The sequence below is a fragment of the Glycomyces sp. NPDC050141 genome (genome assembly GCF_055586545.1).
In genome coordinates this window covers 84,998-107,045 of record NZ_JBVJHZ010000004.1, presented here as the reverse complement: position 1 = coordinate 107,045, position 22,048 = coordinate 84,998, and the positions used below count along the sequence as shown (strand labels likewise).

General features: G+C 66.4%; 18 protein-coding genes and 1 pseudogene. 8 read left to right on the top strand and 11 right to left on the bottom strand.

Annotation, left to right across the window (positions count from 1 at the left end; translation table 11 throughout):
- Positions 1-11: 11 nt before the first annotated feature.
- Both ffh and ACZ60M_RS03785 read right to left on the bottom strand, forming a co-directional pair.
- Positions 12-1,547 carry a signal recognition particle protein gene (ffh, locus tag ACZ60M_RS03790; RefSeq protein WP_465414391.1) on the bottom strand — a complete coding sequence of 512 codons (1,536 nt, stop codon included), beginning with the start codon at positions 1,545-1,547 and terminating at the stop codon, positions 12-14.
- A 176-nt stretch (positions 1,548-1,723) separates the two neighbouring features.
- The gene (locus tag ACZ60M_RS03785; RefSeq protein ID WP_465414389.1) at positions 1,724-3,061 is read right to left on the bottom strand and encodes an ammonium transporter; all 1,338 of its coding nucleotides are present in this window, start codon (positions 3,059-3,061) and stop codon (positions 1,724-1,726) included.
- A 493-nt stretch (positions 3,062-3,554) separates the two neighbouring features.
- Between ACZ60M_RS03785 and ACZ60M_RS03780 the strand changes: the two genes are divergently transcribed.
- Positions 3,555-4,601 (top strand): LacI family DNA-binding transcriptional regulator, encoded by a 1,047-nt coding sequence (locus tag ACZ60M_RS03780; RefSeq protein WP_465414387.1) that lies wholly within the window; start codon positions 3,555-3,557, stop codon positions 4,599-4,601.
- 16 nt (positions 4,602-4,617) lie between these two features.
- The gene (locus ACZ60M_RS03775; protein WP_465414385.1) at positions 4,618-6,975 is read left to right on the top strand and encodes a carbohydrate-binding protein; all 2,358 of its coding nucleotides are present in this window, start codon (positions 4,618-4,620) and stop codon (positions 6,973-6,975) included.
- Between the two features lie 46 nt (positions 6,976-7,021).
- Here ACZ60M_RS03775 and ACZ60M_RS03770 read toward each other — a convergent pair whose 3' ends face one another.
- Complete coding sequence (locus ACZ60M_RS03770; RefSeq protein WP_465414383.1) at positions 7,022-7,714, bottom strand: aldo/keto reductase; 693 nt, start codon at positions 7,712-7,714, stop codon at positions 7,022-7,024.
- A gap of 452 nt (positions 7,715-8,166) precedes the next feature.
- Between ACZ60M_RS03770 and ACZ60M_RS03765 the strand changes: the two genes are divergently transcribed.
- Positions 8,167-9,180: a helix-turn-helix domain-containing protein gene (locus tag ACZ60M_RS03765; RefSeq protein ID WP_465414379.1), complete on the top strand. Its 1,014-nt coding sequence runs from the start codon at positions 8,167-8,169 to the stop codon at positions 9,178-9,180.
- 56 nt (positions 9,181-9,236) lie between these two features.
- Here the strand turns inward: ACZ60M_RS03765 and ACZ60M_RS03760 are convergent, their stop codons facing one another.
- Together ACZ60M_RS03760 and ACZ60M_RS03755 are read right to left on the bottom strand one after the other, a co-directional pair.
- Complete coding sequence (locus ACZ60M_RS03760) at positions 9,237-9,599, bottom strand: hypothetical protein (protein WP_465414377.1); 363 nt, start codon at positions 9,597-9,599, stop codon at positions 9,237-9,239.
- The gene (locus ACZ60M_RS03755) at positions 9,600-10,574 is read right to left on the bottom strand and encodes a transcriptional regulator (protein WP_465414375.1); all 975 of its coding nucleotides are present in this window, start codon (positions 10,572-10,574) and stop codon (positions 9,600-9,602) included.
- 347 nt (positions 10,575-10,921) lie between these two features.
- Between ACZ60M_RS03755 and ACZ60M_RS03750 the strand changes: the two genes are divergently transcribed.
- A complete protein-coding gene (locus tag ACZ60M_RS03750) occupies positions 10,922-11,242 on the top strand; it encodes a hypothetical protein (protein ID WP_465414373.1) in 321 nt (106 codons plus the stop codon).
- Between the two features lie 978 nt (positions 11,243-12,220).
- Here the strand turns inward: ACZ60M_RS03750 and ACZ60M_RS03745 are convergent.
- Positions 12,221-13,915 (bottom strand): recombinase family protein, encoded by a 1,695-nt coding sequence (locus ACZ60M_RS03745; protein ID WP_465414372.1) that lies wholly within the window; start codon positions 13,913-13,915, stop codon positions 12,221-12,223.
- A 39-nt stretch (positions 13,916-13,954) separates the two neighbouring features.
- Positions 13,955-14,119 (bottom strand): annotated as a pseudogene (locus ACZ60M_RS03740) (aldo/keto reductase); the annotation flags it as partial.
- Positions 14,120-14,266: 147 nt separating this feature from the next.
- Between ACZ60M_RS03740 and mscL the strand changes: the two are divergent.
- The 3 genes from mscL (at position 14,267) to ACZ60M_RS03725 (ending at position 16,550) form a co-directional block, all read left to right on the top strand.
- Positions 14,267-14,683 (top strand): large conductance mechanosensitive channel protein MscL, encoded by a 417-nt coding sequence (gene mscL / locus ACZ60M_RS03735; RefSeq protein WP_465414370.1) that lies wholly within the window; start codon positions 14,267-14,269, stop codon positions 14,681-14,683.
- A gap of 164 nt (positions 14,684-14,847) precedes the next feature.
- Positions 14,848-15,669, top strand: a complete 822-nt coding sequence (locus tag ACZ60M_RS03730) for a VOC family protein (protein ID WP_465414368.1) — start codon at positions 14,848-14,850, stop codon at positions 15,667-15,669.
- Positions 15,670-15,746: 77 nt separating this feature from the next.
- A complete protein-coding gene (locus tag ACZ60M_RS03725) occupies positions 15,747-16,550 on the top strand; it encodes a VOC family protein (RefSeq protein WP_465414366.1) in 804 nt (267 codons plus the stop codon).
- A 68-nt stretch (positions 16,551-16,618) separates the two neighbouring features.
- On the opposite strand, the gene ACZ60M_RS03720 is transcribed toward ACZ60M_RS03725, so the two are convergent.
- Both ACZ60M_RS03720 and ACZ60M_RS03715 read right to left on the bottom strand, forming a co-directional pair.
- Positions 16,619-18,364 (bottom strand): ABC transporter permease subunit, encoded by a 1,746-nt coding sequence (locus ACZ60M_RS03720; RefSeq protein WP_465414365.1) that lies wholly within the window; start codon positions 18,362-18,364, stop codon positions 16,619-16,621.
- A 3-nt stretch (positions 18,365-18,367) separates the two neighbouring features.
- A complete protein-coding gene (locus ACZ60M_RS03715) occupies positions 18,368-19,873 on the bottom strand; it encodes an ABC transporter substrate-binding protein (RefSeq protein WP_465414364.1) in 1,506 nt (501 codons plus the stop codon).
- A 65-nt stretch (positions 19,874-19,938) separates the two neighbouring features.
- Between ACZ60M_RS03715 and ACZ60M_RS03710 the strand changes: the two genes are divergently transcribed.
- Positions 19,939-20,529, top strand: coding sequence for a GNAT family N-acetyltransferase (locus ACZ60M_RS03710; protein WP_465414362.1), 591 nt, complete (start codon positions 19,939-19,941; stop codon positions 20,527-20,529).
- A gap of 187 nt (positions 20,530-20,716) precedes the next feature.
- Here ACZ60M_RS03710 and rpmF read toward each other — a convergent pair whose 3' ends face one another.
- Both rpmF and ACZ60M_RS03700 read right to left on the bottom strand, forming a co-directional pair.
- On the bottom strand, positions 20,717-20,893 hold the full coding sequence (gene rpmF, locus ACZ60M_RS03705) for a 50S ribosomal protein L32 (protein ID WP_465414361.1): 177 nt from the start codon (positions 20,891-20,893) through the stop codon (positions 20,717-20,719).
- Between the two features lie 116 nt (positions 20,894-21,009).
- Positions 21,010-22,044, bottom strand: a complete 1,035-nt coding sequence (locus ACZ60M_RS03700; RefSeq protein ID WP_465414359.1) for a glycerophosphodiester phosphodiesterase family protein — start codon at positions 22,042-22,044, stop codon at positions 21,010-21,012.
- Positions 22,045-22,048: the final 4 nt, after the last annotated feature.

Below are 22,048 nucleotides of genomic sequence, written 5' to 3'. Positions count from 1 at the left end.
GATCGTGGCGGTTACTGCTTCTTCTGGTCCTTGAGGAACTGCTCGAAGTCGATGTCGGGCAGGTTGTTCGGGTCGAGCTGCGAGAAGTCGGGCATCCCGGCGGGCATCTGCATCCCGGCGGGGAGCTGCGGGACCGCGTTCTGGGTCGGGCGGCCGCCGCGGGACACCGGCTTCTTCTTCGCCTTCTTGCCCTTGCGCTTGTTGTAGGGCGACTTGGTGGCCTTGGTGCCGCCGCCCAGGCCCATCGCGCCGGTCATGCCGCGCATCATCTTCTGCGCGTCCTTGAACCGCGACAGGAGCTGGTTGACCTCGGAGACGGTGACGCCGGAGCCGTTGGCGATGCGCAGGCGGCGCGAGCCGTTGATGAGCGAGGAGTCGCGGCGCTCGGCGGGGGTCATGGAGCGGATGATCGCGGAGGTGCGGTCGATCTGCTTGTCGTCGATGGAGTCGATCTGCTGGCGCATCTGGCCCATGCCCGGCATCATCTTGAGCACGTTGCCGATCGGGCCCATCTTGCGGATGGCCTGCATCTGCTCCAGGAAGTCCTCGAGGGTGAAGTCCTCGCCCTTGAGGAGCTTCTGCGTCATCTCCTCTTTCTTGTCCTCCTCGAACACGGCCTCGGCCTGCTCGATGAGGGTCAGCATGTCGCCCATGCCGAGGATGCGCGAGGCCATCCGGTCGGGGTGGAAGACGTCGAAGTCTTCGAGCTTCTCGCCGGTGGAGGCGAACATGATCGGCTGCCCGGTCACGTGCCGCACGGAGAGCGCGGCGCCGCCGCGGGCGTCGCCGTCGAGCTTGGAGAGGACCACACCGGTGATGCCGACGCCGTCGCGGAAGGCCTCGGCGGTGTTGACCGCGTCCTGGCCGATCATGGCGTCGATGACGAAGAGGACTTCGTCGGGGTTGACGGCGGCGCGGATGTCGCGGGCCTGGGCCATCATCTCCTCGTCGATGCCGAGGCGTCCGGCGGTGTCGACGATGACGACGTCGTGGCCCCTGCGGCGGGCCTCCTCGATCGAGTCGGTGGCGACCTTGACGGGGTCGCCGACGCCGGAGCCGGGCTCGGGGGCGTAGACGGCCACACCGGCGCGCTCGGCGAGGACCTGGAGCTGCCCGACGGCGTTGGGGCGCTGGAGGTCGGCGGCGACGAGGAGCGGCGAGTGGTCGTCGCCCTTGAGCCACTTGGCGAGCTTCCCGGCGAGCGTGGTCTTGCCGGCGCCCTGGAGGCCCGCGAGCATGATCACGGTGGGGGCCTGCTTGGCGTAGTTCAGGCGCCGCGTCTCGCCGCCGAGGATCGCGATGAGCTCCTCGTTGACGACCTTGATGATCTGCTGGGCCGGGTTGAGGGCCTTGGAGACCTCGGCGCCCTTGCAGCGTTCCTTGATCTGGGTGATGAAGGTCTTGACCACCGGGAGGGCGACGTCGGCTTCGAGCAGGGCGAGGCGGATCTCGCGGGCGGTGGCGTCGATGTCGGCATCGGTCAGGCGGCCTTTGCCGCGGATCGACTCGAAGATCCCGGACAGTCGATCTGACAGAGCGTCGAACACGGGCGAACCTCTCGATGGTGCAGTGCGGATTTCTGACGCCGAACTGAGCGGCGGACTCCTACGAGCTTAACGGGGATGGCGGCGCGGCCGCCGCCCGGTGATGCCGGACCGGGCGTGACACGCGAAACGGCCGCCCCGGGGGCGGGGCGGCCGTTTCTAGCGGTGGTTTGAAGTTGTTAGGCGTTGACCTTCTCGGCGGCCTCGGCGTTGGTCTCGGGCAGACCGGAGCCGGTGTTGCCGTTGAGGGGCAGGTCGTAGCCGGCCTCGCCGTGCTGCGCGGCGTCGATACCGGCCAGCTCCTCTTCCTCGCTGATCCGGACACCGACGGTGAACTTGAGGATCAGGGCGATGATGAGCGAGGCCACGAAGGAGTAGGCGACCACGGACAGGACCGCGACGGCCTGCTTGCCGAAGAACGCGGCGTCGCCGCCGTAGAAGAGGCCGTCGACGCCCGTGTCGTAGACCCCGGCGATCACGGTGACCTCGGAGACCGCGAACAGGCCCACGGAGATCGAGCCCCAGATACCGGCGACCATGTGCAGGCCGACCACGTCGAGCGCGTCGTCGTAGCCGAGCTTGTGCTTGAGGCCGATGGCGAAGGGGCAGATGATACCGGCGACGAGGCCGATGGCGATGGCGCCGACCGGGGCGACGTAGCCGGCGGCCGGGGTGATGGCCACGAGGCCCGCGATGACGCCGGAGCAGGCGCCGAGCACGGAGGGCTTGATGCCGCGGATGCGGTCGACGATGAGCCAGGCGAGGATCGCGGCGGCGGTGGCGACCTGCGTGTTCAGCAGGGCGAGACCGGCGGTGCCGTTGGAGGCGTAAGCCGAACCGGCGTTGAAGCCGAACCAGCCGAACCACAGGAGCCCGGTACCGATGACGACCAGCGGCAGGTTGTGCGGCGCGAAGTTGCCGTCCTTCCAGCCGATGCGGCGGCCGACGACCAGCGCGAGGGCGAGGCCCGCGGCACCGGCGTTGGCGTGGACCGCGGAACCGCCGGCGAAGTCGAGCACGCCCCAGTCCTCGATCCAGCCGCCGCCCCAGACCCAGAAGGCCACGGGAGCGTAGACCACGACCACCCAGACGGTGGCGAAGATGACCCAGGAGAAGAACTTCATGCGGTCGGCGACGGCACCGGCGATGAGGGCGACGGTGATGATCGCGAACATCATGCCGAAGGCCGAGAGGGCGCCGTTCGAGACGCCGCCGGTGACACCGGCGAGGTCGGTCAGGTAGTCAAGGCCGAAGGAGCTGCTGACGTCGCCGAAGAAGGCGTTCGTGGCCGCGCTGCCGGTTTCGGGGTCGGTGTTGCCGATCGCGATCGACTCGCCGACGAGGACCCAGGCGATGGAGACGACGCCGATGGCGACGAGGCACTTCATCATCATGTTGAGGACGCTCGAGGCCCGGGTGAGACCGCCGTAGAACAGGGCCAGACCGGGGGTCATGAGCAGAACAAGGGCGGCGGAGGTCAAGATCCAGGCATTGCTGCCGGTGTCGAGCTCGGGCATGGCCGCCTCCTCTCAGGAGGTACGTGGAGTACTGCGGGCTTTAAGGCTGTTCCGGCGTGAGGGGAGCGACGGTGCTCGGGATAGGCGTTGTCACGCGCCGACCGAAGCGAGTCGGCCGGCGCGTGATGCTCCTACCTACCGGAGTGAAGCCAGCTTCACCAAGACGTGTTACGCGACCCGGGCCTGCGTGTTAAGAAGTTGTCGCCAAAGATTTCGAGTGTGTGAACTCGACCTCACAAGGGCGCCGAGGGGCGCTACCGGAGGAACTGGAGGGCCGGTTGTGCCGTTTGGGGTGTTTGTGGGGGCCTTCGAAACCGTGACCTCGACATGACCACTCCGTTACGGAACTGTGTTGTACTGTTCTTGACGCATAACCGAAGTGATCGTTAACATCACTCGGCGTATCGTCGTATGGGACTGCGGCCACACTGGTACCGGGACGGCCCGGTCCCCTGGGACGGCCTGCGACGGACAAGAAGAGAGACCAATAGCGATGGCGCAACCGAAGAAGGCAGCGAGTATCTGGGATGTGGCGAGGCTGGCCGGGGTCTCCCACCAGACCGTCTCCCGCGTCGTCAACGGCTCGCCGCGGGTCGCCGCGGCCACCCGGGACAAGGTACTGGACGCCATCGCCGAGCTGGGCTACCGGCCCAACCGGCTGGCCCGGAGCCTCGCAGGCGGCGCGGTCGAGTCGGTCACCGTGCTCACCGCCGACACCTCTCTCTACGGGCCCGAAGCGGCCCTCAGAGGTATCGAGAAGGCCGCCCGGTCGCTCGACTGGAGCGTCCAGATCTCCGTGCTCGACCCCGCCGACACGCACTCGGACGCCGACATCGTCGCGCGCCTGCCGCGCGCGGGCGAGCCGACGATCATCATGGCCCACGACGAGCCGGGCATGCGGGCCAAGCAGGTCCTGCTCGACACCCAGCCGCAGGCCATGGTCGCGATAGGGCCGTACACGGCCGAAGAGCTCGCCGCCTCGCCGTGGCTCGTGGGCATGGACGACGGCAAGGCCGCGGCCGAGGCCACCAGGTACCTCCTGGACCTGGGCCACGAGACGGTGCACCACCTGGCGATCCCGACCTCGACGGGCACGTTCGGCGGCGGCAAGGCCCACCGCGCGGACGGCTGGTCGCGGGTGCTGCGCGACGCCGGGCGCGAAGTGCCGGACCCGGTGCCGTCGGGGTGGACCATCGCCGAGGCGTTCAAGGCCGTGCAGCCGCTCGTCGCCGACCCCTCGGTCACCGCGATCCTCTGCGGCAACGACAACCTCGCGCTCGCCACGATGCGCGCCGCGTACCTCGCCGGGCGCTCGGTCCCCGGGGACCTCTCGATCGTCGGGTTCGACAACACCCCGTTCTCGGCGTACACGACCCCGGCGCTGACCACGGTCAACCAGGACTTCGAGAGCGTCGGCCGCGGCGCGTTCGAGCTGCTGCGCCACCGCGTGGACGGCTCCAACCCGCGCCCGAAGCCGAGCTGGCCCGAACCCGAGCTCATCGTCCGCGAGACCTCGGGCCCGCCCCGCTCCCGGTCCTGACGCGAAAGGCCCGGCAATGGCCCTCACCCCCCTCCCTCAGGGGGCGGCCCGCCTCACCGCGGACTTCGCCGCCCCGACCGGCCCGGTGCTGCACGGCGCGGCCGGGTCGCTGTACGGCGTCTCGGAGGACGGCGTGCCCGGCGACGAGCTGCTCGACGCGCTCGACATCACCACGCTCGCAGTGAAACCGGACGGCGGCGCGCAGCACCCCGGCGGCGACGCGTCCTCCGTGGTGCGGGCGCTGCGCCGGGGCGGCGGCGGGCTCGCGTTCGTGTACCTGCAGGACCTGTTCGCCAAGTGGCCGTACGAGGACGTGGGCATCGACCTGTACCACGAGAAGCTGTACGAGTTCGTGCCGCCGATGCTCACCGAGGCGAACGCCGGGCGGCTCGTGTTCGTGCCGTTCAACGAACCGGACTGGATCTGGTACGGGCTCAAGGAGAACGCGCCCGGGAAGTACGACCGGTTCATCGCCGACTGGATCACCACCGTGCAGCTCCTGCGCGGCCTCGCGCCCGGCGTGCCGATCGCCGGGCCCAACGAGGCGTACTACCACCCCGAGTTCCTGCCGCACTTCCTCAGGCGCGCCAGGGACACCGGGACGCTCCCGGAGTGGATGACCTGGCACGAGCTCTCCCCCAGCTCGCTCGCGGAGTTCCGCGGCCACTACGCGGCCTACCGGGGCCTGGAGCGCTCGCTCGGTATCGCGCCCCGGCGCGTCAACATCGACGAGTACGGCAACAACCGCGACCTCTCGGTGCCCGGCCAGCTCGTGCAGTGGGCGGCGATGTTCGAGGAGGCGAAGGTCCACGCCGACATGGCGTTCTGGACCGCCGCCGGGGGCTACTCGGGTGCGGCCCCGCAGCCGAACCTGCCCAACGGGGCGTGGTGGTTCCTCAAGGCGTACTCGGGGATGACCGGCCAGACCGTGCGCGTCGACCCGCCCCATCCGAACACTGTGGACACATTGCAGGGGCTCGCGAGCATCGACGCCGGGCGGCGCACCGCGCAGATCCTCGCGGGCGGCACCGTCGAGGACTTCACCGTGGTCGCCCACGGCCTGGACCCCGAGTTCTGGGGCGAGAAGGTCACCGCCACCGTGCACCGCATCGACTGGACCGGGTACGAGGGCGCCGCCGGTCCCCCGCAGCCCATCGCGCAGGTCGTGAGCGACCCTGCGCGCCTTGAGATCCCGATCTACTGCCCCGACCGCATGGCCGCGTACTGGATCACCGTCACCGCCGGGGAGGCCGCGATGACCGGCCCGCCCCCGTGGAAGGGCCAGTGGGACGCCGAGGCCGCCGACATCACCTCCGGCGAGATCACCCGGCACGGCCACGCCGACGACGGCAACGCGTTCGCCGCCTCCGGCGAGCACGACGTGTGCGGCCTGGGCCTCACCGACTCCGCCGTCGTCTTCCAGGTCCACGTCCCCGAAGCGGGCGAATACGACCTCGCGGTCTTCTACTCCCACATGTACGGGCGCGGAGCCGAAGCCACCGAACCCCAACCGGCGCAGCAGGTCCTCACCGTCAACGGCAATGAGCGCTTCCTCGACTACCCGAGCACCATGAACTGGGGCCACCGCTCCATCGCCCGCGTGCCGCTGACCCTGCGGGCCGGGGCCAACACCGTCGAGCTCTCCAAATCCGGCGCGATCGGCACCGCCCGCGGCGAAGTCGCCCTCGACAAGCTCGAACTCGCCGAGCGCCGCACCGGCCCCGCCTGCTACGACGCCGCGTTCGCGCGCGTCCACCCCGGCGGCCTCGTCTTCGACCTCTATGCGGCCGAAGCGGGCTACCACCGCATCGAAGGCGCCGACACCGCGATCCTCGCCGGACCGCAGAACCAGGACGTCCTCGTCGACCTCGCCCGGCCCGTGTTCCTCCACGCCGGGGTCAACCGCCTGCGCACCGAACCGATCGACGGGCCCGTCCTCGTCACCCCCGCCCGCGGGCCCGAACCGGTCGAAGTGGACGCCGCCGAGGTGACCCGCGCGGGCGGCTCCTGCCTCGTCGTCAACGACTTCGCCCACCGCGGCCACGTCATCGGCTGGAACGGGCGCGGCGCCACCGCCGCCATCGAGGTCGACGCCGCCGAAGGCCCGCACGTGCTCCTCGTCAGCTACGCCAACGACGAGCGCGGCAAAGGCCACGAGTACAACATCGACATCGTCACCCGCCACTGCGCGATCACCGTCAACGGCAAGGACGCGGGCACCTACCCGATGCGCGGCACCTGGACCTGGAACGACTTCTGGACCTACCCGGTCATCCTCGACCTCGACGGCGGCCGCAACACCATCGTCTTCGCCAACCCCGACGGCCCCACCGCCGAGTTCGAGCGCTTCCGCATCGCACCCCTCAACCCCTAAGAGACGCAAAAGGGCCCGTGCCGCAGCACGGGCCCTTCATTGGTGCTTAAGCCGAGGCGAGCGCGTTCAACGCCTCGAACTGGGCGTCCGTGAGCTCGACGTCCCGCGCGCCCACGTTCTCCTCCAGGTGCGCGACCGAGCTCGTGCCCGGGATCGGCACCACGTTCGAAGAACGGCGCAGCAGCCACGCCAGCGCCGTCTGCGCCGGGGTCGCCCCGATCTCGGCCGCGATCTTGCCGACCGGCCCGTCGGGCCCGGCGTGCTCCCCGGCGGCGATCGGGAACCACGGGATGAACGCGATGCCCTGCTCGGCGGTGTAGTCGAGCACGGCCTCACTCTGGCGGTTGATCAGGTTGTACAGGTTCTGGACGCTCGCGATCGGCGCGACCGCCTGCGCCTCCTTCAACTGGTCCACGGTGACCTCGGAGAGGCCGATGTGGCGGATCTTGCCCTGGCGCTGCAGCTCGGCGAGCGTCTCGATCTGGTCGGCGATCGGCAGGGCGAGGTCGAGGCGGTGGATCTGGTAGAGGTCGATCGTCTCGACGCCCAGGCGGCGCAGGCTGAGTTCGACCTGCTGGCGGATGTAGCCGGGGTTGCCGACCGCGACCCACTCCTCCGGGGAGGGGCGCGTGTTGCCGCCCTTGGTGGCGATGACGACGCCGTCCGCGTAGGGCTGCAGGGCCTCGCGGATCAGGGACTCGTTGTCGCCCAAGGCGTAGGAGTCGGCGGTGTCAATCAACTAACTTTGACACACCTATTCCCCCAGTTCAAGACTGCCAACGGCAGTGATTGAGTCATTATCAAAACTGATAATCAAAACCATAAAGATATCCGGCAGGATTCTCCCCCGCCCGCGCACGACACGCCCGGAGGAAGGCTGCGGGAACATCTATTCCCGGTAGCTATCCTCATGTTCTCCTAGCTCCCAACGGGTTCCAAGCTTGCGGGAAGGCCGTAGAGCCGTCTCAGCGGCCCGGAGGGCATGGCAAGCCTTGGAGGGCAACGGCAGTGCCCCAGACGGCTCCCACTGTCCCGCGCTCCGCAGGGCTCCGAAATCTGTGTTGAGTTGGCAACCGTACGTGTGTTTGAATCGTGTTGTCGGTGGGGCTCGATAGCCTCGCTGAGGCATCCCGAACGGGATGAACATGTGAATTAGATGGAGAACGGTTGACTAGAGAACTACACCCTTCGGTGCAAGACCTGCTTAACGGCAACGGCAGGGCACATGACCCGTTCGGCAACGCCATGACGCTGGCGTTCCGTTGCATGGACGCAGGGATGTCCGAAGCTGAATACACTGCCTTGATTACCGGTTCTAAGCTTGCCCGCCAGCTGCGAGGTAAGAAAGATAGTGAGCGTTCAAAACAGTGGTTGGGTTCTGTAGGAAGGGCTTGGGAATTTGCCGACTCCAAGTACGTTCCACCGGGATTCATTCCTGAGGTTTTCGTCCGAGACCTGTTTAAGGTCAGGGACCGTATTCAGGGCTACCGGTTCCCCGGCAGGGGATACGCCATAGATCGTAAGGTGGCGGTCCTCATCACGTATTGGGCAATGGATGTTGGAACTTCAGCGCTGAACATCAGCGTTAGGGACTTGGCGCTCCGCGCTGGCATCTCCAAGGCCTCCGCTTCCCGCTCCCTGCATAGGCTCGTTAGGGTAGGACTGCTTACTCATGTTGGATACGATAGGGCAGTTGACCAGGCAAAACAGTACCGTATCAACTTCAAATGGGACCCTCTGAAGGGAGTTACTGAAACATATAGACCTAGGGGGGGAACAGGATCATATGTCTCAGAAAGTATCTCCGGAGATATCCTAGAGAAGCATGTAACCACCCTTGCGGTTGACGTGTTCTCAGGTAGGCCGGGGCTCGGCCCTAACGCTGAACTTATCTTCTCTCTGTTGTCGTCCTCCCGTGTCAACGGGATGACTGTTCAGGAAGTGTCGCAAGCTACCGGCTTGCAGTCCAAGACTGTCAGGGACAACCTGAGAAAGATGGTTTCTCCGGGCTTGGTTCAGGCTGTCGAGTGGGTTCGGCCGAGTGTTTACAGGGCTCACCCGTTGGCTGATTTGGATGAAGCCGCTAAGGCCAAGGAAGTTGATGGAGCATTGGAATTCAGGGCCAATGGTGTAGAGGTTGACCGGGTGATGTTCGCTGCGGTACGCGCTCACTATGAGCGCAATCGAGAGGTTGTCAAGGCGTAGGCAAGAAACGAGCCCCCTGTTTCGACAGGGGGCTCTTGCTATCTATCTTCAGGGGTTTATCCGTGCGTTTCAGTCTCGATTACATCGAAGATGTCAGAGTCAGTCTCTCGCTGCCACTCCGGAAGTTCCGGCCAGTCCGCAACATAGCTCGGTTTGGGATTGTCGAAGTGCCGGAAGATTTGAGCATTCCAGCAGGTAGCCACAAACCTTCCTCGTTGCTCTCGGGAGAGCTTGGCGGTTGCGCCGCTGCTAACTTGGATGAAGTTTGCAACCTGCTTATAGACGGCTTCGGCCGACTGCTGTTCCCACTCGCTCATTTCGTCCCACGGGGCAACGTATCCTGTCTTCGGCTCCCCGGGATAGTGCTTGGTTACGCCGTCAATCCAAGCCTGCCTAAAGAGCTTTCCTTCTGTGGACATTTAGATTCCTCTCGTTGCCTCGCTGAGTGATTCAGCAAGTTGGATTGCGCGCGGGTCGTTGTCGCCGTGGCGGATATCGTCGGCTAGCTGACTGAGCTTGCCGAGAATGTACCCAGAGTGTGTGCGCGCGGCCAAAGACAGTGCCTCGCTGATATGCCCTTCTGCCGCTTCATAGGCTTTCTGGTGAACTGCTAGCCGCGCCTGGTCTGTGAGTATCGCTGCTGAGCGCCTAGGCGTCACAGACGCTGTGAGTGCTCTCGAAAGCTCAACTTCCGCCCGGTCATACAGACCCAGTGAGAGATAGGCGGAGGCTCGTTGTTCGGGAAGTCTTCCGCCATCGAAGCGGAGCCAGCCACCGTTACCAACAGGCCCGGTCAAATCTATGACCGTGTTTGCAATGTCTAGGGCTCGTTCGCACTCTGACGCGTTGCCCTGTGCCGCTTCGACTTCAGCGCGGACACTCGCCACCCATTGCCGAGTAGAAAGCTGTCCGTCGCCCTGAAGGGCTATCCTGTCCGCTGCCTCAAGCAGGTTTCGGCTGTCACGCCAGCGCTTCTCTGTATTGAGCACCAAGGCGTATCGGGTTAGGGCACAAGCCCAGCGATCAAAATCTCTAGCTTCCTTTGCCGCTGAACTGGATAGCAGGTAGGCGTTGATCGACTCGTCATAGTGTCCAGCATCGTAGAAAACTTCCCCGGCAAGCTGTAGAGCTTCACTCTGGAGAGAACACAACAGGTTGATGGATTGCTGACTACCTCCGCTTGACAAGGCTTCCTGAAGGCTTCCAAGGTGTTCAGCTACGGAAGGCAAGACCTCTGACTTGGATTCAACGCGTCCGTACACTCGCCAGAGGTGAGCGCTGATTGCAGCATAGTCACCAGCTGGGAAGCTCGGAGAGGGTTCGGTGCTTGTCAGCACTGAAAGCATCATGGCTCCGCTTGCCCCTGCCAGCCTGAGGATTTCACGACGGATCACAGGGTCGACCCCCCTTCCGGTCGGAGTGGCCCTAGCTTCCTCGTTGGCTTGCCGGAGAGCTTGGTACGCCTTGCTGAACTTCGTTGTCCCGCAAAGCTTATCCAGGTCTCTCGCCAGCGTCTCTGACGGCGGCTGATGCCCGTTGACGACTCGGCTGGGCATGGCTGGATTCCGGTGCATTTCACGGCAGGCGGAGCGGAGGGTGTAGCCGTGGCGCGCAAGCTCGGCGCGCATGAGTTCCCCGAAGTTCACCACTTCGCCCCTCCGCCTGTTGCTATCTCGACTGGCAACACCAGGCAACGGCTGGCGTCTCCCGTGTCACAGTCCTGTAGCCCAACGATAGCCCTATGAAGATTCCAGGTCAGAACCCACGGGAGCGCGGGACAGGGCTTGAGCCGCCCGAATGGCGGCTCTCAGTTGGTGTCTGGCTGGACACCAAGGTCAATGTGGTTATTGGTGCTTTCTGGTTTCCGAGAGAGCGGGAGATACGGGAGTTGCGAGGCTGTGTCGTGTCCACGGTAGCGACCACGGCTCCGGAGGATGCCGACGACATCACGGCCGAGTGGTCCGCTGACTGCCACTACTCCAAGTACCGGAAGGCGGAGCTTGAGCGGGAGCTGAGGCGGTTGCATGAGCAGCTGAGGGACGCAAGGGTCTGTGAGGGGTAGCGATGATCTACAAGTCGAAGAGTGCCGCTGAGGAAGCGGCTGAGGTCATGCAGACTCACTCGGCTACTTCGGGTGACTGGCGTTGCTCAGCTTGTCTCAGAGGCGGAGTGACCGTGAAGGCCGGGGAATGTGACGCCTACGTGGACGCTGAGCGCCTGAGGCGCAAGGCCCTACAGAATCCCAGCCCTCTGACTGGCTACGGCTCAGGCTCAGTCTGAGGGGCTTTCCCGCCTGGTGTGCTGACTGGCTGGGCGGTTGACTCGCAGATGGTTGGACAGTCGGAGAGGGGAAGCCCTGTCAGGTGGGGCGGGGCTTCCTCAGCAACTCTAGGAACTCTAGGAACTATCGAAGGGGCGTAGTCGACTTATGGGGGACCTTGAGAAGCACAGGGAGTATCAGCGGGCGGAAGCCATAGGCGGACACTCCCCAGACGGCTGGACAGGGCAGCATTGCGCCAAGTGCTCTAGAGACAAGAAAGAGTCGATTCAGTGGCCCTGTGAGAGAGCTATCTACTTGCGGCGCATGGTGCAAGGGGATGTCGAGTAATGGAAGGCGTCAAGCCTGTTGAGCTGTACTCTGCCAGCCTGATAGGCATGGCCCGTAGCCAGCTTCGCTTCCACTTCGCAGATGTTGACGGGATGTGCTCTTACTGCCTTGCCTTCAATAGGACTGCCGTAAAGGCAGAGGACTGTAAATCCATCATTTGGGCTACAGCAATCCTTGCCAAAGCTGGCAGCCCTCAGGCTGGCAGACCTGCCGAGTAGGCATAGCCGCTGACATGCCCTGTGAAGCCCTCATGATGTCCGTTGCATGGATGACTCAGCAAACGATTCTTGAATCGCTCAGTGTTGCCCATAGAGGTGGGTACGGGCAGAGGTAGGGGCGGGGTCGGTTTACGTGTGCGATTGCCTTAGGGATCCCGCCGCCCCATGCGGCTCTCTCTCCCCCGCTCGAATATACCCAACGAGGAAGCCTGAATCAGTCCCGGCTTGCGCCCCTACCAGACGTGACCTCTGACCGTTCACGAACTTCCGCTATCAAGCTTTGAATGGCACCGATATGCATGCCGCAGGGATTTCCCGCCTTACACTTCTTACATGCCTTGGTTGCCGCACTCCACTGATTTACCCTGTAAATATCATCGCTCTCAATCACAGCACCGTCCCCGAAAATGCTAAGAAGCCCTTCGGCAGCATCCTCAGTGATTGAGAACGGAAGATTATCAGAAGTGAGAACTAGGGCATGACCCTTGTCCCCTACCGCAATGCGGAACGTGGACACCTTACTGTCTTGTGAATAAGTTTCGCGCAATACATTCGAATCAGGGCCGTGTACAGCGACCTTCACGCCCAAGTCAATTAGCATCTTGCGGCGCTCTTCGACATCTGCGGATTCCCATGCCTCGCGATAGGTTCGCTCAGTCGGAACATACTCGTATCGGTCGGGTTCTTCAGGAAGTGACTCAAGCTCCCTCCGACGCGCAGTCTGAGCATCCATCATTGAGTAGTATGATTCCATATCACTCTCAAAATAGCCCCGGTTAGCCTCATCGCGCAAGCGGTCAATATTTGCTTGAACCTGCTTAAGCTCGCGAGAATGGTCACTACCTGCAATGAATACGCGCTCCATGACTGGCATGTCGCCACGCATGAGCATAAAGATTTCTTCGATCTTCTCATCCGCCAAGTCGCAGCGAATCCTAAGATTCTCCGAACACCCATCGCGTCGCGTGACCGACTGGCAGACATAGTAAAAATAGTTGCGAGTCTTGCCGGGGTGATTTCGATACATGACACGATCACACCCGGAGCAATAGAGGATCTTCTTACCTAGGTAGGCCTCACCCGTAATTGTCCTTGGTTTCGATATCGCTGCCTCATAGCCCTGAAGTTCATCGAACTTCGCAAAGCTAATCAACGGCTCGCCGAACTGAACGGGTGTTCCACTTTCGTTGACAACCAGCTTGCCTTTAGAAAGTCGTTGCCCGATCAGCCAATGAGACTTGAACAGGCGGGAAATGGAACTCTGCTTCCATTCTTCGCCCGTTGACGTACGCGCTCCCTGCGCGTTAAGCCAGTGGGCAGACTGCCAGCCGGAAAGACCGCTTAGACGCTTCTCAACAAGTTGGGCAACTAGCCCAGCATTAACCGCGTGGCGACTCAGGTACGAACCCCCCTCGCGCTTTTCCATTTCATATCCGAACGGGACACGCCCCCCATGCCAGCGCCCCAACATCCTCAGCTTCGCCTGCGACTCTTGCGCCAGTTCGGCATCCATGCTCCGCCGCCACTCAGCTAGAGCTGACAACAGAACGGCAAAGAATCGCCCTTGCGGAGTACTCGTGTCGATCATGTTGTCTGTCGTAGCAAGCGCCTTGCCTTGCTTCTCAAGGAAGTCCGCCAGTCTCAGGAACTCAAAGACCGAACGGCCCAGCCGGTCTACGCGGAGCGCACACACGATGTCGTATTCGCTGAGCTTGTCTCCCTTCAGCCAAGGGCCGAACCCGCGCCGGTCGAAGGGGGAGGTTGCCCCGGAAACCCCGTCGTCTACGGCCCACCCGATCACGTCGTGTCCGTTGAGCTTCGCCCACATCTCGACTGCCTCACGCTGGCGTTCGATGGAGGTTGACTCGTCTGTCCTGCGGCTCAAACGCAGTGCCCCTAGAACTCTCATGAACATGAGTCTAGAGGTGTGTCAATCTCATGCTTTCAAGGTGTCGATGAAGTTCACGCCGAGTTCGACGGCGCGGCGCAGCACCGCGATGGCGCTCGCGCGGTCCTTCGGCGGCGTGAAGATGCCCGGGTCGCCCGAGAGGCGCATCGCGCCGTACCCGAGCCGGTTCACCTGGAGGTCGCCGCCGATGACAATGTCGCTCATGGTCTTGCCTTTCGAAGTCTCAGGGTGGTTCGGGCCGGGGGTCGCTCGGCCGCTCTCGGATGCAACCGTTCGCATGCCCGGGTTGTTCCCTTCCGGGTGATGTCTCGTGCGCCACTGCGACACGGGGGTTTCGCGACAGCTGTTCCAATGGGCGGAGATGCGAGACTCTTGGGCATGATCAAAGGGTTCAAAGATTTTCTGATGCGCGGCAACGTGGTCGAGCTGGCCGTCGCGGTCGTCATGGGTGCGGCGATGACCGCGCTCGTGGGTTCGTTCGGAGACGCGTTCCTCAACCCCCTCATCACGTTGATCACCGGCGGCGCCGAGGTCGGCGGCGAGTTCACGGTGAACGGCGTGGTCTTCCCGTACGGGGTGTTCCTGAACGGCCTGCTGGTGTTCTTCCTGACGGCGCTGGCGGTGTACTTCGTGATCGTGATGCCGATGAACAAGCTCCGCGAGCGGTTCGCGCCGCCCGCCGAGGAGGTCGACGAGGTGCACGCTGAGGCGGAGATCCAAGTGCTGCAGGAGATCCGGGACCTGCTGCGGGAGCAGCGCCGGAGCTAGTTCCTTCTTCCACTCGGCCCGCTGGCGCTCCGGTACCGGCGGGCCGGGGCGTTTCCGGGCCTCCTCGGGCGGGTAACCGGCGGTTCTGTTCACGCGCGGGGTCTTGCCCGTGTCGTACCCCCGTGGGACGGTGTGTGTAGCCGACCCGATCCGTGGAGGACCGTATGCCGACGAAGATTCCGCTCGGGGCCCCGATATGGGCCGACGCGAACACCCCTGATCTGGCCCGGGACCTGGATTTCTATATGCGCCTGTTCAAGTGGTCGAGTTTCGGTACCGGCGAGGAGTTCGGGCACTACACGGAGTTGTGCCTGGGTTCGACGGTGTCGGTGGCGCGCGCGGTGGGCGGGCTGGCGCCGAACCCGCCGGGCGACGCTGACGCGTTGTCGGCGTGGGGGGTCGCGTTCCATGTGGCCGACTGCTTCCGGGCGGCGGCTGACGCGGAGAAGCTGGGCGGCCAGATCGTCAGCCATCCGGTGCGAGTGGGCGACGACCTGGTGTACGCGGCGTTGAAGGACCCTGACGGCGGGGCGTTCGGCCTGTTCGAGCCGATGAGCGAGCACGTGGGGTTCACGGCGTACGGCGAGCCGGGCGCGGCGGTGTGGTTCGAGTACGTGTACGACGGGGCGCCGGTGGAGGCGATGCAGTTCTACGCGGAGCTGCTGAACTGGTCGGTCGAGGTGCCGGGCGAGGACGAGCCTTCGCACGACGCGCCTTATGTGGGGCTGTGGACGCACGGGCACCTGCCGGGCGCGGCGGTGGAGTTCGGCGGGGCGCGGATGGCGCTCGGGCCGGAAGTGCGGATGAAGCCCCACTGGCTGGTGTGCTTCGGCACGGCCTCGGTGGACCTGACGGCGGCGAAGGCGGTGGACCTGGGCGGGCGGGTCGCGGTCGCGCCGGTCGACGACCCGGGCGGGCGGATGGCGGTGCTGGTGTCGCCGACGGGCGCGCACTTCACGATCATGTCGAGCAAGAAGCTGGACTGAGAAAGCCCTGCGGTCGCCGGTGGGCCGTGCGAATGTGAGGAGGTTGATCGACTTCACTCGCGAAGGAGCAGTGCGCCATGACCGCGATCCCGCTGGGAGCACCGATCTGGTCCGATTCCCTCACCGCCGATCTGGCCGCCGACACCGCGTTCTACAAGGCGCTGTTCGGGTGGAAGGCCGTGGACGCCGGGGAGGAGTTCGGGCATTACACGACCTTCGGCGTCCCGGACGGGTCGGAGGGCGGCCGCCCGGTCATGGGGATCATGCCGTGCCCGCCCGGGATGGAGCCGAGCCGCGTGTGGAGCGTGCAGTTCAGCGTCGCCGACTGCGACGCGTCCACGGCGAAGGCCCGTGACCTGGGCGCATCGGTCACGATCGAGCCCGAGGACATGGGCGGGATGCTGCGGTTCTCGATGCTGAAGGACCCGCAGGGCGCGGATTTCGGGCTGGTCCAGATGCACGAGCCGGGGGCCGGGTTCGGGGTGTGGGGCGAGCCGAACAGCGTCGGCTGGGTCGAGTACCGCCTGGACGGCGTCCCGGCCGAGGCCATGAAGTTCTACGCGGACCTGCTCGGCTGGAAGGTGGCCACTCCCCCGTGGGAGGAATCCTCCAACACGAAGCCGTACGCGGCGGTGAGCGCCGCCGACTCTGAACGCGAGTTCGGCGGCTGCCACGCCTCCGAGGGCTGGGAACTGGACCTCCCGGCGCAGTGGACCGTGATGCTCGGCGTCGAGGACACCGACGAGGTCTGCGAGGACGCCGTCGAACTCGGCGGCACCGTCGCCGCCGAACCGATGGACGTCCCGGGTCTGCGCATCGCAGGCATCGCCGCCCCGAGCGGCACGATAGCGGGCGTCATGTCCCCGCGCCCCTGGGAATAGCGAAGCGCAAAGGCCGGGCCGCTACGGCGGCCCGGCCTTTCCGTTGTCACCGAGCCGGTTCCTCGGTCTCAGTGGCGACGTGTGACGCGTCTCGGGAGTGAAACCGCCGCCATGACGGCAAGTGTCAGGGCGATCATCGCGGCGGCCGGGGCCAGGGCCGCCAGTGGCGCCCGTTCCAGGTACCGGAGCGAGCGGGCGAGGCTGGCGCCCCATTCGGGTGAGTCCGGTGCGGCGCCGAGGCCGAGGAAGCCGAGCGAGGCGATGCCGAGGGCCATGCCGGGCAGGCGCAGACCCGCATGGGCCGCAAGGGGTCCGGTGACGAGCGGCAGGGTGTGCTTGCGGAGCGTCCACCAGCGTCCCGCGCCGAGGGCGAGGCGCGCTTCGAGGTGTCCGGCGGTGCGGGCCTGGGCGACGAGTTCGGCGGCGTGGGCGGCGAGCGGCGGCCAGGAGACGGCGACGACCGCGAGGACCGCCCCGAACTGGCCGCGTCCGAGGACCACGACGACGATCATCCCGGCGATCGCGACCGGGAACGAGTTGAACGCCTCCGCGAGCGGGTGCGCCAGGCGCGGCACGAAACCGAGAACGAGCGCGAGCAGGTAGGCGAGGCCGCACGCGAGGAACGCGGCACCTGCCGTCCAGAGGGCGCCTTGGCCGAGGCGGGCGAGGACGTCGCGGCCGAGTTCGTCGGTGCCGAGCCAGGCGGCGGCGGAGGGGGCGTCGAGGCGGGAGCCGGTGGCGATATCGCCGGATCTGATGAGGCCGTAGGCGACGGCGAGGAGGAGCGGCGCGGCGGTGGCGGCGATCCAGGCGTAGTGGCGGCGGCGCCCGCCCGAGACCGGCGGAGCGACCGGTAGTGCTTCGGCTTCACTGTCGAGGGCTTTCGCGGCGAGGCGGGCGAGGAGTCCAGCGGTGAACCCGAAGGCGATGAGGAGTGCCATGCAGGCCTGGAGGACCGGGAGGTCCTGGGCGTCGGCGGCGGCGAGGGCGGCGCGGCCGAGGCCGGGTATGGCGAAGACCGTCTCGACGGCGACGGCCGCGCCGGTGATGGAGACGGCGATGATCGCGAACTGGGGCAGGACCGGAGGGAGGGCGCGGCGCAGGAGGCCTTGTGCGATACGGGAGCGCGTGTATCCGGCGGTGCGCCATTGGCGGACCCAGTCTTCGGCGGCGACGCGGCCGATGGCGTCGCGGCCGAGGCGGGCGAGGACGCCGCCGCCGGGCAGGCCCATCGCGAGGGCGGGCAGGACGAGGTTGGCGGGGCCGTTGAACCCGTAGGCGGGGAGGAGGCCCGTCCAGGTGGCGAAGACGGCGACGCCGAGGGTGGCGATGAGGAAGTCGGGGAGGGCCGCGAGGGAGGCGACGGCGACGCCGCTGGCGCCGACGGGTCGGCCTTCGGCGGCGCGCCGGAGCGCGGGCAGGCACGCGGCAGCCGTGATCGCGAACGTGACGGCAAGAGAGGCAGCCATCAGGGTGAGCGAGACGCCGAGGGCAGGAAGCACCGTCTCGGCGACGGGTTCCCCACTCGTCCAAGAGGTCCCGAAGTCGCCGCGCGTCAGTCCGCCGATCCACTCCCGCAGGATCGACAGTGCCAATTTATAGCTCGCAAGCTCGCCATGACCCGGCCCGGCGTCGAGGCCGAGTTCGGTGCGGATCGCATCGAGTGCGCCGTCGGTGGCCTCGCGCCCGGGGTAGCGGGCGCGGAGGACGGTGAGGGCCGGGTCGCGGTCGGCGAGCCAGGGCAGCAGGCCGATGGCGGCGAGCACGGCCAGGAGGACCGCGGCCCGGGTGAGAGTGCCGCGCAGGAGTGCCACGGGCTACTCCATGGTCGTTGCGGCGGTGATGATCTCGCGTTCGCGCGGGTCGCTGGTGACGTTCGCGGCGCCGCCCGCGACGCCGGTGACGAGGCGTTCGTGGGCGATGGGGACGACGGCGACGGTGGCGAGCACGACGGCCTCGGCGTCGAGGACGGCGCTCTGGCGGGCCGCGGCTGCGGCGTCAGAGTCCATGTCAGGAGAGGCGGCGGTGGCGACCGCCGCGACGGCGTCGTCCACAGTGGTGTCCTTCAGAAGCGAGGCGTTGAAGCCGCCGTCGCTGGTGAAGTCGGAGTCGAGGTAGGTGTAGGCGTCGCCGGAGTCCTGGACGACGGAGCGGGACATGAGGAACGCGTCGAAGTCCCCGGCGAGCATGTCGGGCTCGATGTCGTTGTACTCCCGCACTTCGGTTTCGACGGCGAACCCGGCGGCCTCCAGCTGGGCGGCGATCACGGTGAGCGTTTCGGGGAGTTCAGCGCGGTTGGAGTAGGTGGCGATCAGGAGGGTCTCGCCTGCTGGGGTCGCGGCTTCGGGGAGCGTGTAGTCGCGATGGCCTGCGGCCCAGGCGAGTGCGGGGCCGAAGAGGCCTTCGGGGGCGTCGGCGCGGCCCTCGTAGATGTCGTCGACGATCGGCGCGGTGTCGATCGCGGCGGCGACGGCGGCGCGGAGCGCGGGGTCGGCGAGGGGGCCGGTCGCGGTGTTGAGGTAGAGGCTGACGGTGCGGCCGGTGGGGGCGTCCTGGAGCTTCGAGGCATCGAGGTTCGCGATCTGCGCGTAGGGGACGGCCTCGATGACGTGGGCTTCGCCGGAGCGGAGCGCGGCGACGCGGGTGGCGGCGTCGGGCACGTAGTCGGAGCGGTAGCCGGGCATGGCGGCTTTCTCGCCCCAGTAGTCGTCGTTGCGTTCGAGGACGACGCCGGTGGAGGTCGACTCGGTAATCGCGAACGGCCCGGTCGCGGAACCGACCGGGTCGACGGGGTCGGAGGCATAGGCGCCCATCGACAGGATCGCGAGGTAGGGGCTGGAGAGCCGTTGCGGGAGTACGGGGTCGGGGGCTTCGGTGCTGATGCGGACCGTGTACTCGTCAAGGTCGTCGGCTTGGAGGCCGATCCCGTCGATGACGCGGGGGACGCTCGCACCCAGGGCGGCGGAGTTGAGCGCGACCGCGACGGCGAAGGCGTCGAGGGGGTGCCCGTCGTGGAAGACGACGTCGTCGCGGAGGGTGAGGTCCCAGGCGGTGGCGTCGACCTGGGTCCAGTCGAGGGCGAGTTTCGGGACGGGGCGGCCGTTGCCGTCGAGGCCGAGGAGGGTTTCGGCGACGCCCCAGCGGGCGAGGAGGAACGCGTCCTCGGAGTGGGGCGAGAGCCCGGCGGCGGGGGTGAGGGCGGTGGCGAAGACGAGGGCGCCGGATTCGCTTGCGCTGGAGGAGAAGCAGCCGGTGGTGGCGAGGACGCCGCCGAGGCCGAGCGGGGCTGCGGAGGAGATCAGGGTGCGCCGGGAGAGCGGCATGGAGTGAGCCTCGTCTCTTATCGCGAAGGGTTTCCTATTGCAAATCGGATGCAATAATGGCACACATGTCAGATATCGCGATCGCGCCGGGAACCCGGGGTGTAGAGGGTTACGTTCTGCGCCAGGCGGAATCCGGGGACCTGCCCGGGGCCAGGTCCGTGATGCTCGACACCGTCTACCGGGACTTCGGGCACGGGTACCTGCCGCAGTGGCACTCCGACATCATCGATCTCGACTCGTACTACCTTGCACCCGAGGACAACACGCTGTTCGTCGCGGTCAAGGACGGCGTCGTCGCGGCCACGGCGGGCGTGCGGGGCCAGACCCCGGTCTCGCCGCCGCACCCGCTCGAGGTGACGAACCGCTTCGAGGAGGGGCACACCGCGACGCTGTACCGCGTGTACGTGCGGCCCGAGCACCGCCGCCAGGGCCTGGCGGGCGCGCTCGTCGACGCCTGCATGGCGTTCATCGCCGACCGCGACCGCTACACCGGCGTATACCTCCACACCGACGCCCGCACCCCCGGCGCAGTCGAGTTCTGGTCCAAGCGCGGCAACATCCTCTTCGACGAGCGCACCGCAGTCAACGAGATGCGCCCCGAGTCCCTCGACGAACCATTCCAAACGGTCCACTTCGAGCTCCCCATCCCCCGCTAAACACCACCACGACCTGCAGAAACACTCGAATGTCAGACCCGTGTGGGAGAGTCGTCTTATTTATCCCAGGTGGTCGGAGGCGGATGCGGGTGGGAAGGGGCACGCCCTATAGCCGCCGCGCCCCGCGCGGCGGCCGCGCGGCCGCACCCGCGGTTGCGGCTGCGGCTGCTGCTGCGGCGGCTCGCGCTTACGGCTCGAGCACCTGTCGACCCTTGTACACGCCGCAGTGCGTGCAGACGTGGTGCGGCCGGATCATCTCCTTGCGCGGGCACGGGCACGCCTGGACGACCGGGGCCTTCGCCTTCCACTGGGAGCGGCGCTTACGGGTGTTCGAGCGCGAGAGGCGCCGTTTCGGAACTGCCATGCCGCCATCATAATGACAACGATTTTCAATAAGAAGTCGGGGGCGCGCGACAAGGGACCGCCCCGGCGGCAGGGCGGCCCCTCGTCTCTCGGTGTGAATCCTGGGTCGGTCCGGGTCTAGCAGTCGCGCGCGGCGATCGCCAGGTCCGGGAAGTCGCTGAAGACCGCGTCGACGCCGAGGTCGTAGAACAGCTTGAGCTCGGCCTCGAGGTCACCCCACGCGGCCGGGTCGGTGCCCTCGCGCAGGTTCGCCGGCAGGAAGTTGTTCTCGGCGCGGAAGGTCCAGACGTGCACGTCCAGGCCCCGGTCGTGCGCGCGCTCGACGATGTCGGTGGGCTCCGAGATCGAGCCGTCGGCGGCCCGCGGGAAGATGCGGTTCTTGTTGAGGCTCACCGTGTCAAGCGTCTCGGCGTACTCGTCGAGCTGCGCGTCCGGGATGGCGCCCTGGCCGTCGATGTTCAGGCCGATCCGGTTGTCCACGCGCTCGTCGATGTTGAGCAGGCTCTGGTACTCGAAGGACTGGATCCACACCGGCGAGCGCTTGCGGTCGAGCTTGCGCTCCTCCAGCAGGTCGGCCAGCGCGTCCTCGATGCTCATGCCCTTGTCCTCGTAGTAGGACGGGTGCTTCATCTCGGGGTAGGTGATCACCTTGCGGTCGAGGGTGCCCACGTAGTCGAGAACCTCGTCGTAGGTGACGAGCTCGAACTCGCCGTCGTGCTCGGCGCTGTCGGGGCGCAGGGCGGGCAGGCGCTCTTCGGCGCGGAGGGTCTTGAGCTCGGCGAGGGTGAAGTCGTCGGCGAAGAAGCCGGTGACGGGCTTGCCGTCGATGAGCTTGGTGGCCTTGCGGTTCGCGAACTCGGGGTGCGCGGCGACGTCGGTGGTCTCGTCGAGGACCGGCTCGTGGCGGGCGAGGAGTTCGCCGTCCTTGGTGAGCACGAGGTCGGGTTCGATGACGTCGGCGCCCATCTCGACGGCGAGCGCGTAGGCCTCGAGCGTGTGCTCGGGCAAGTAGCCGCTGGCGCCGCGGTGCGCGATCACGAGGGGCTCGTGGTGGTGGGACTTGGCGGCGGCCGGGGCGGCGGCGAGGCCGGCGAGGGCTCCGGCTGCGGTCAGCACGGCCGCGCCGCGCAGAAGCACGCTCTTGAGGGACATGAAG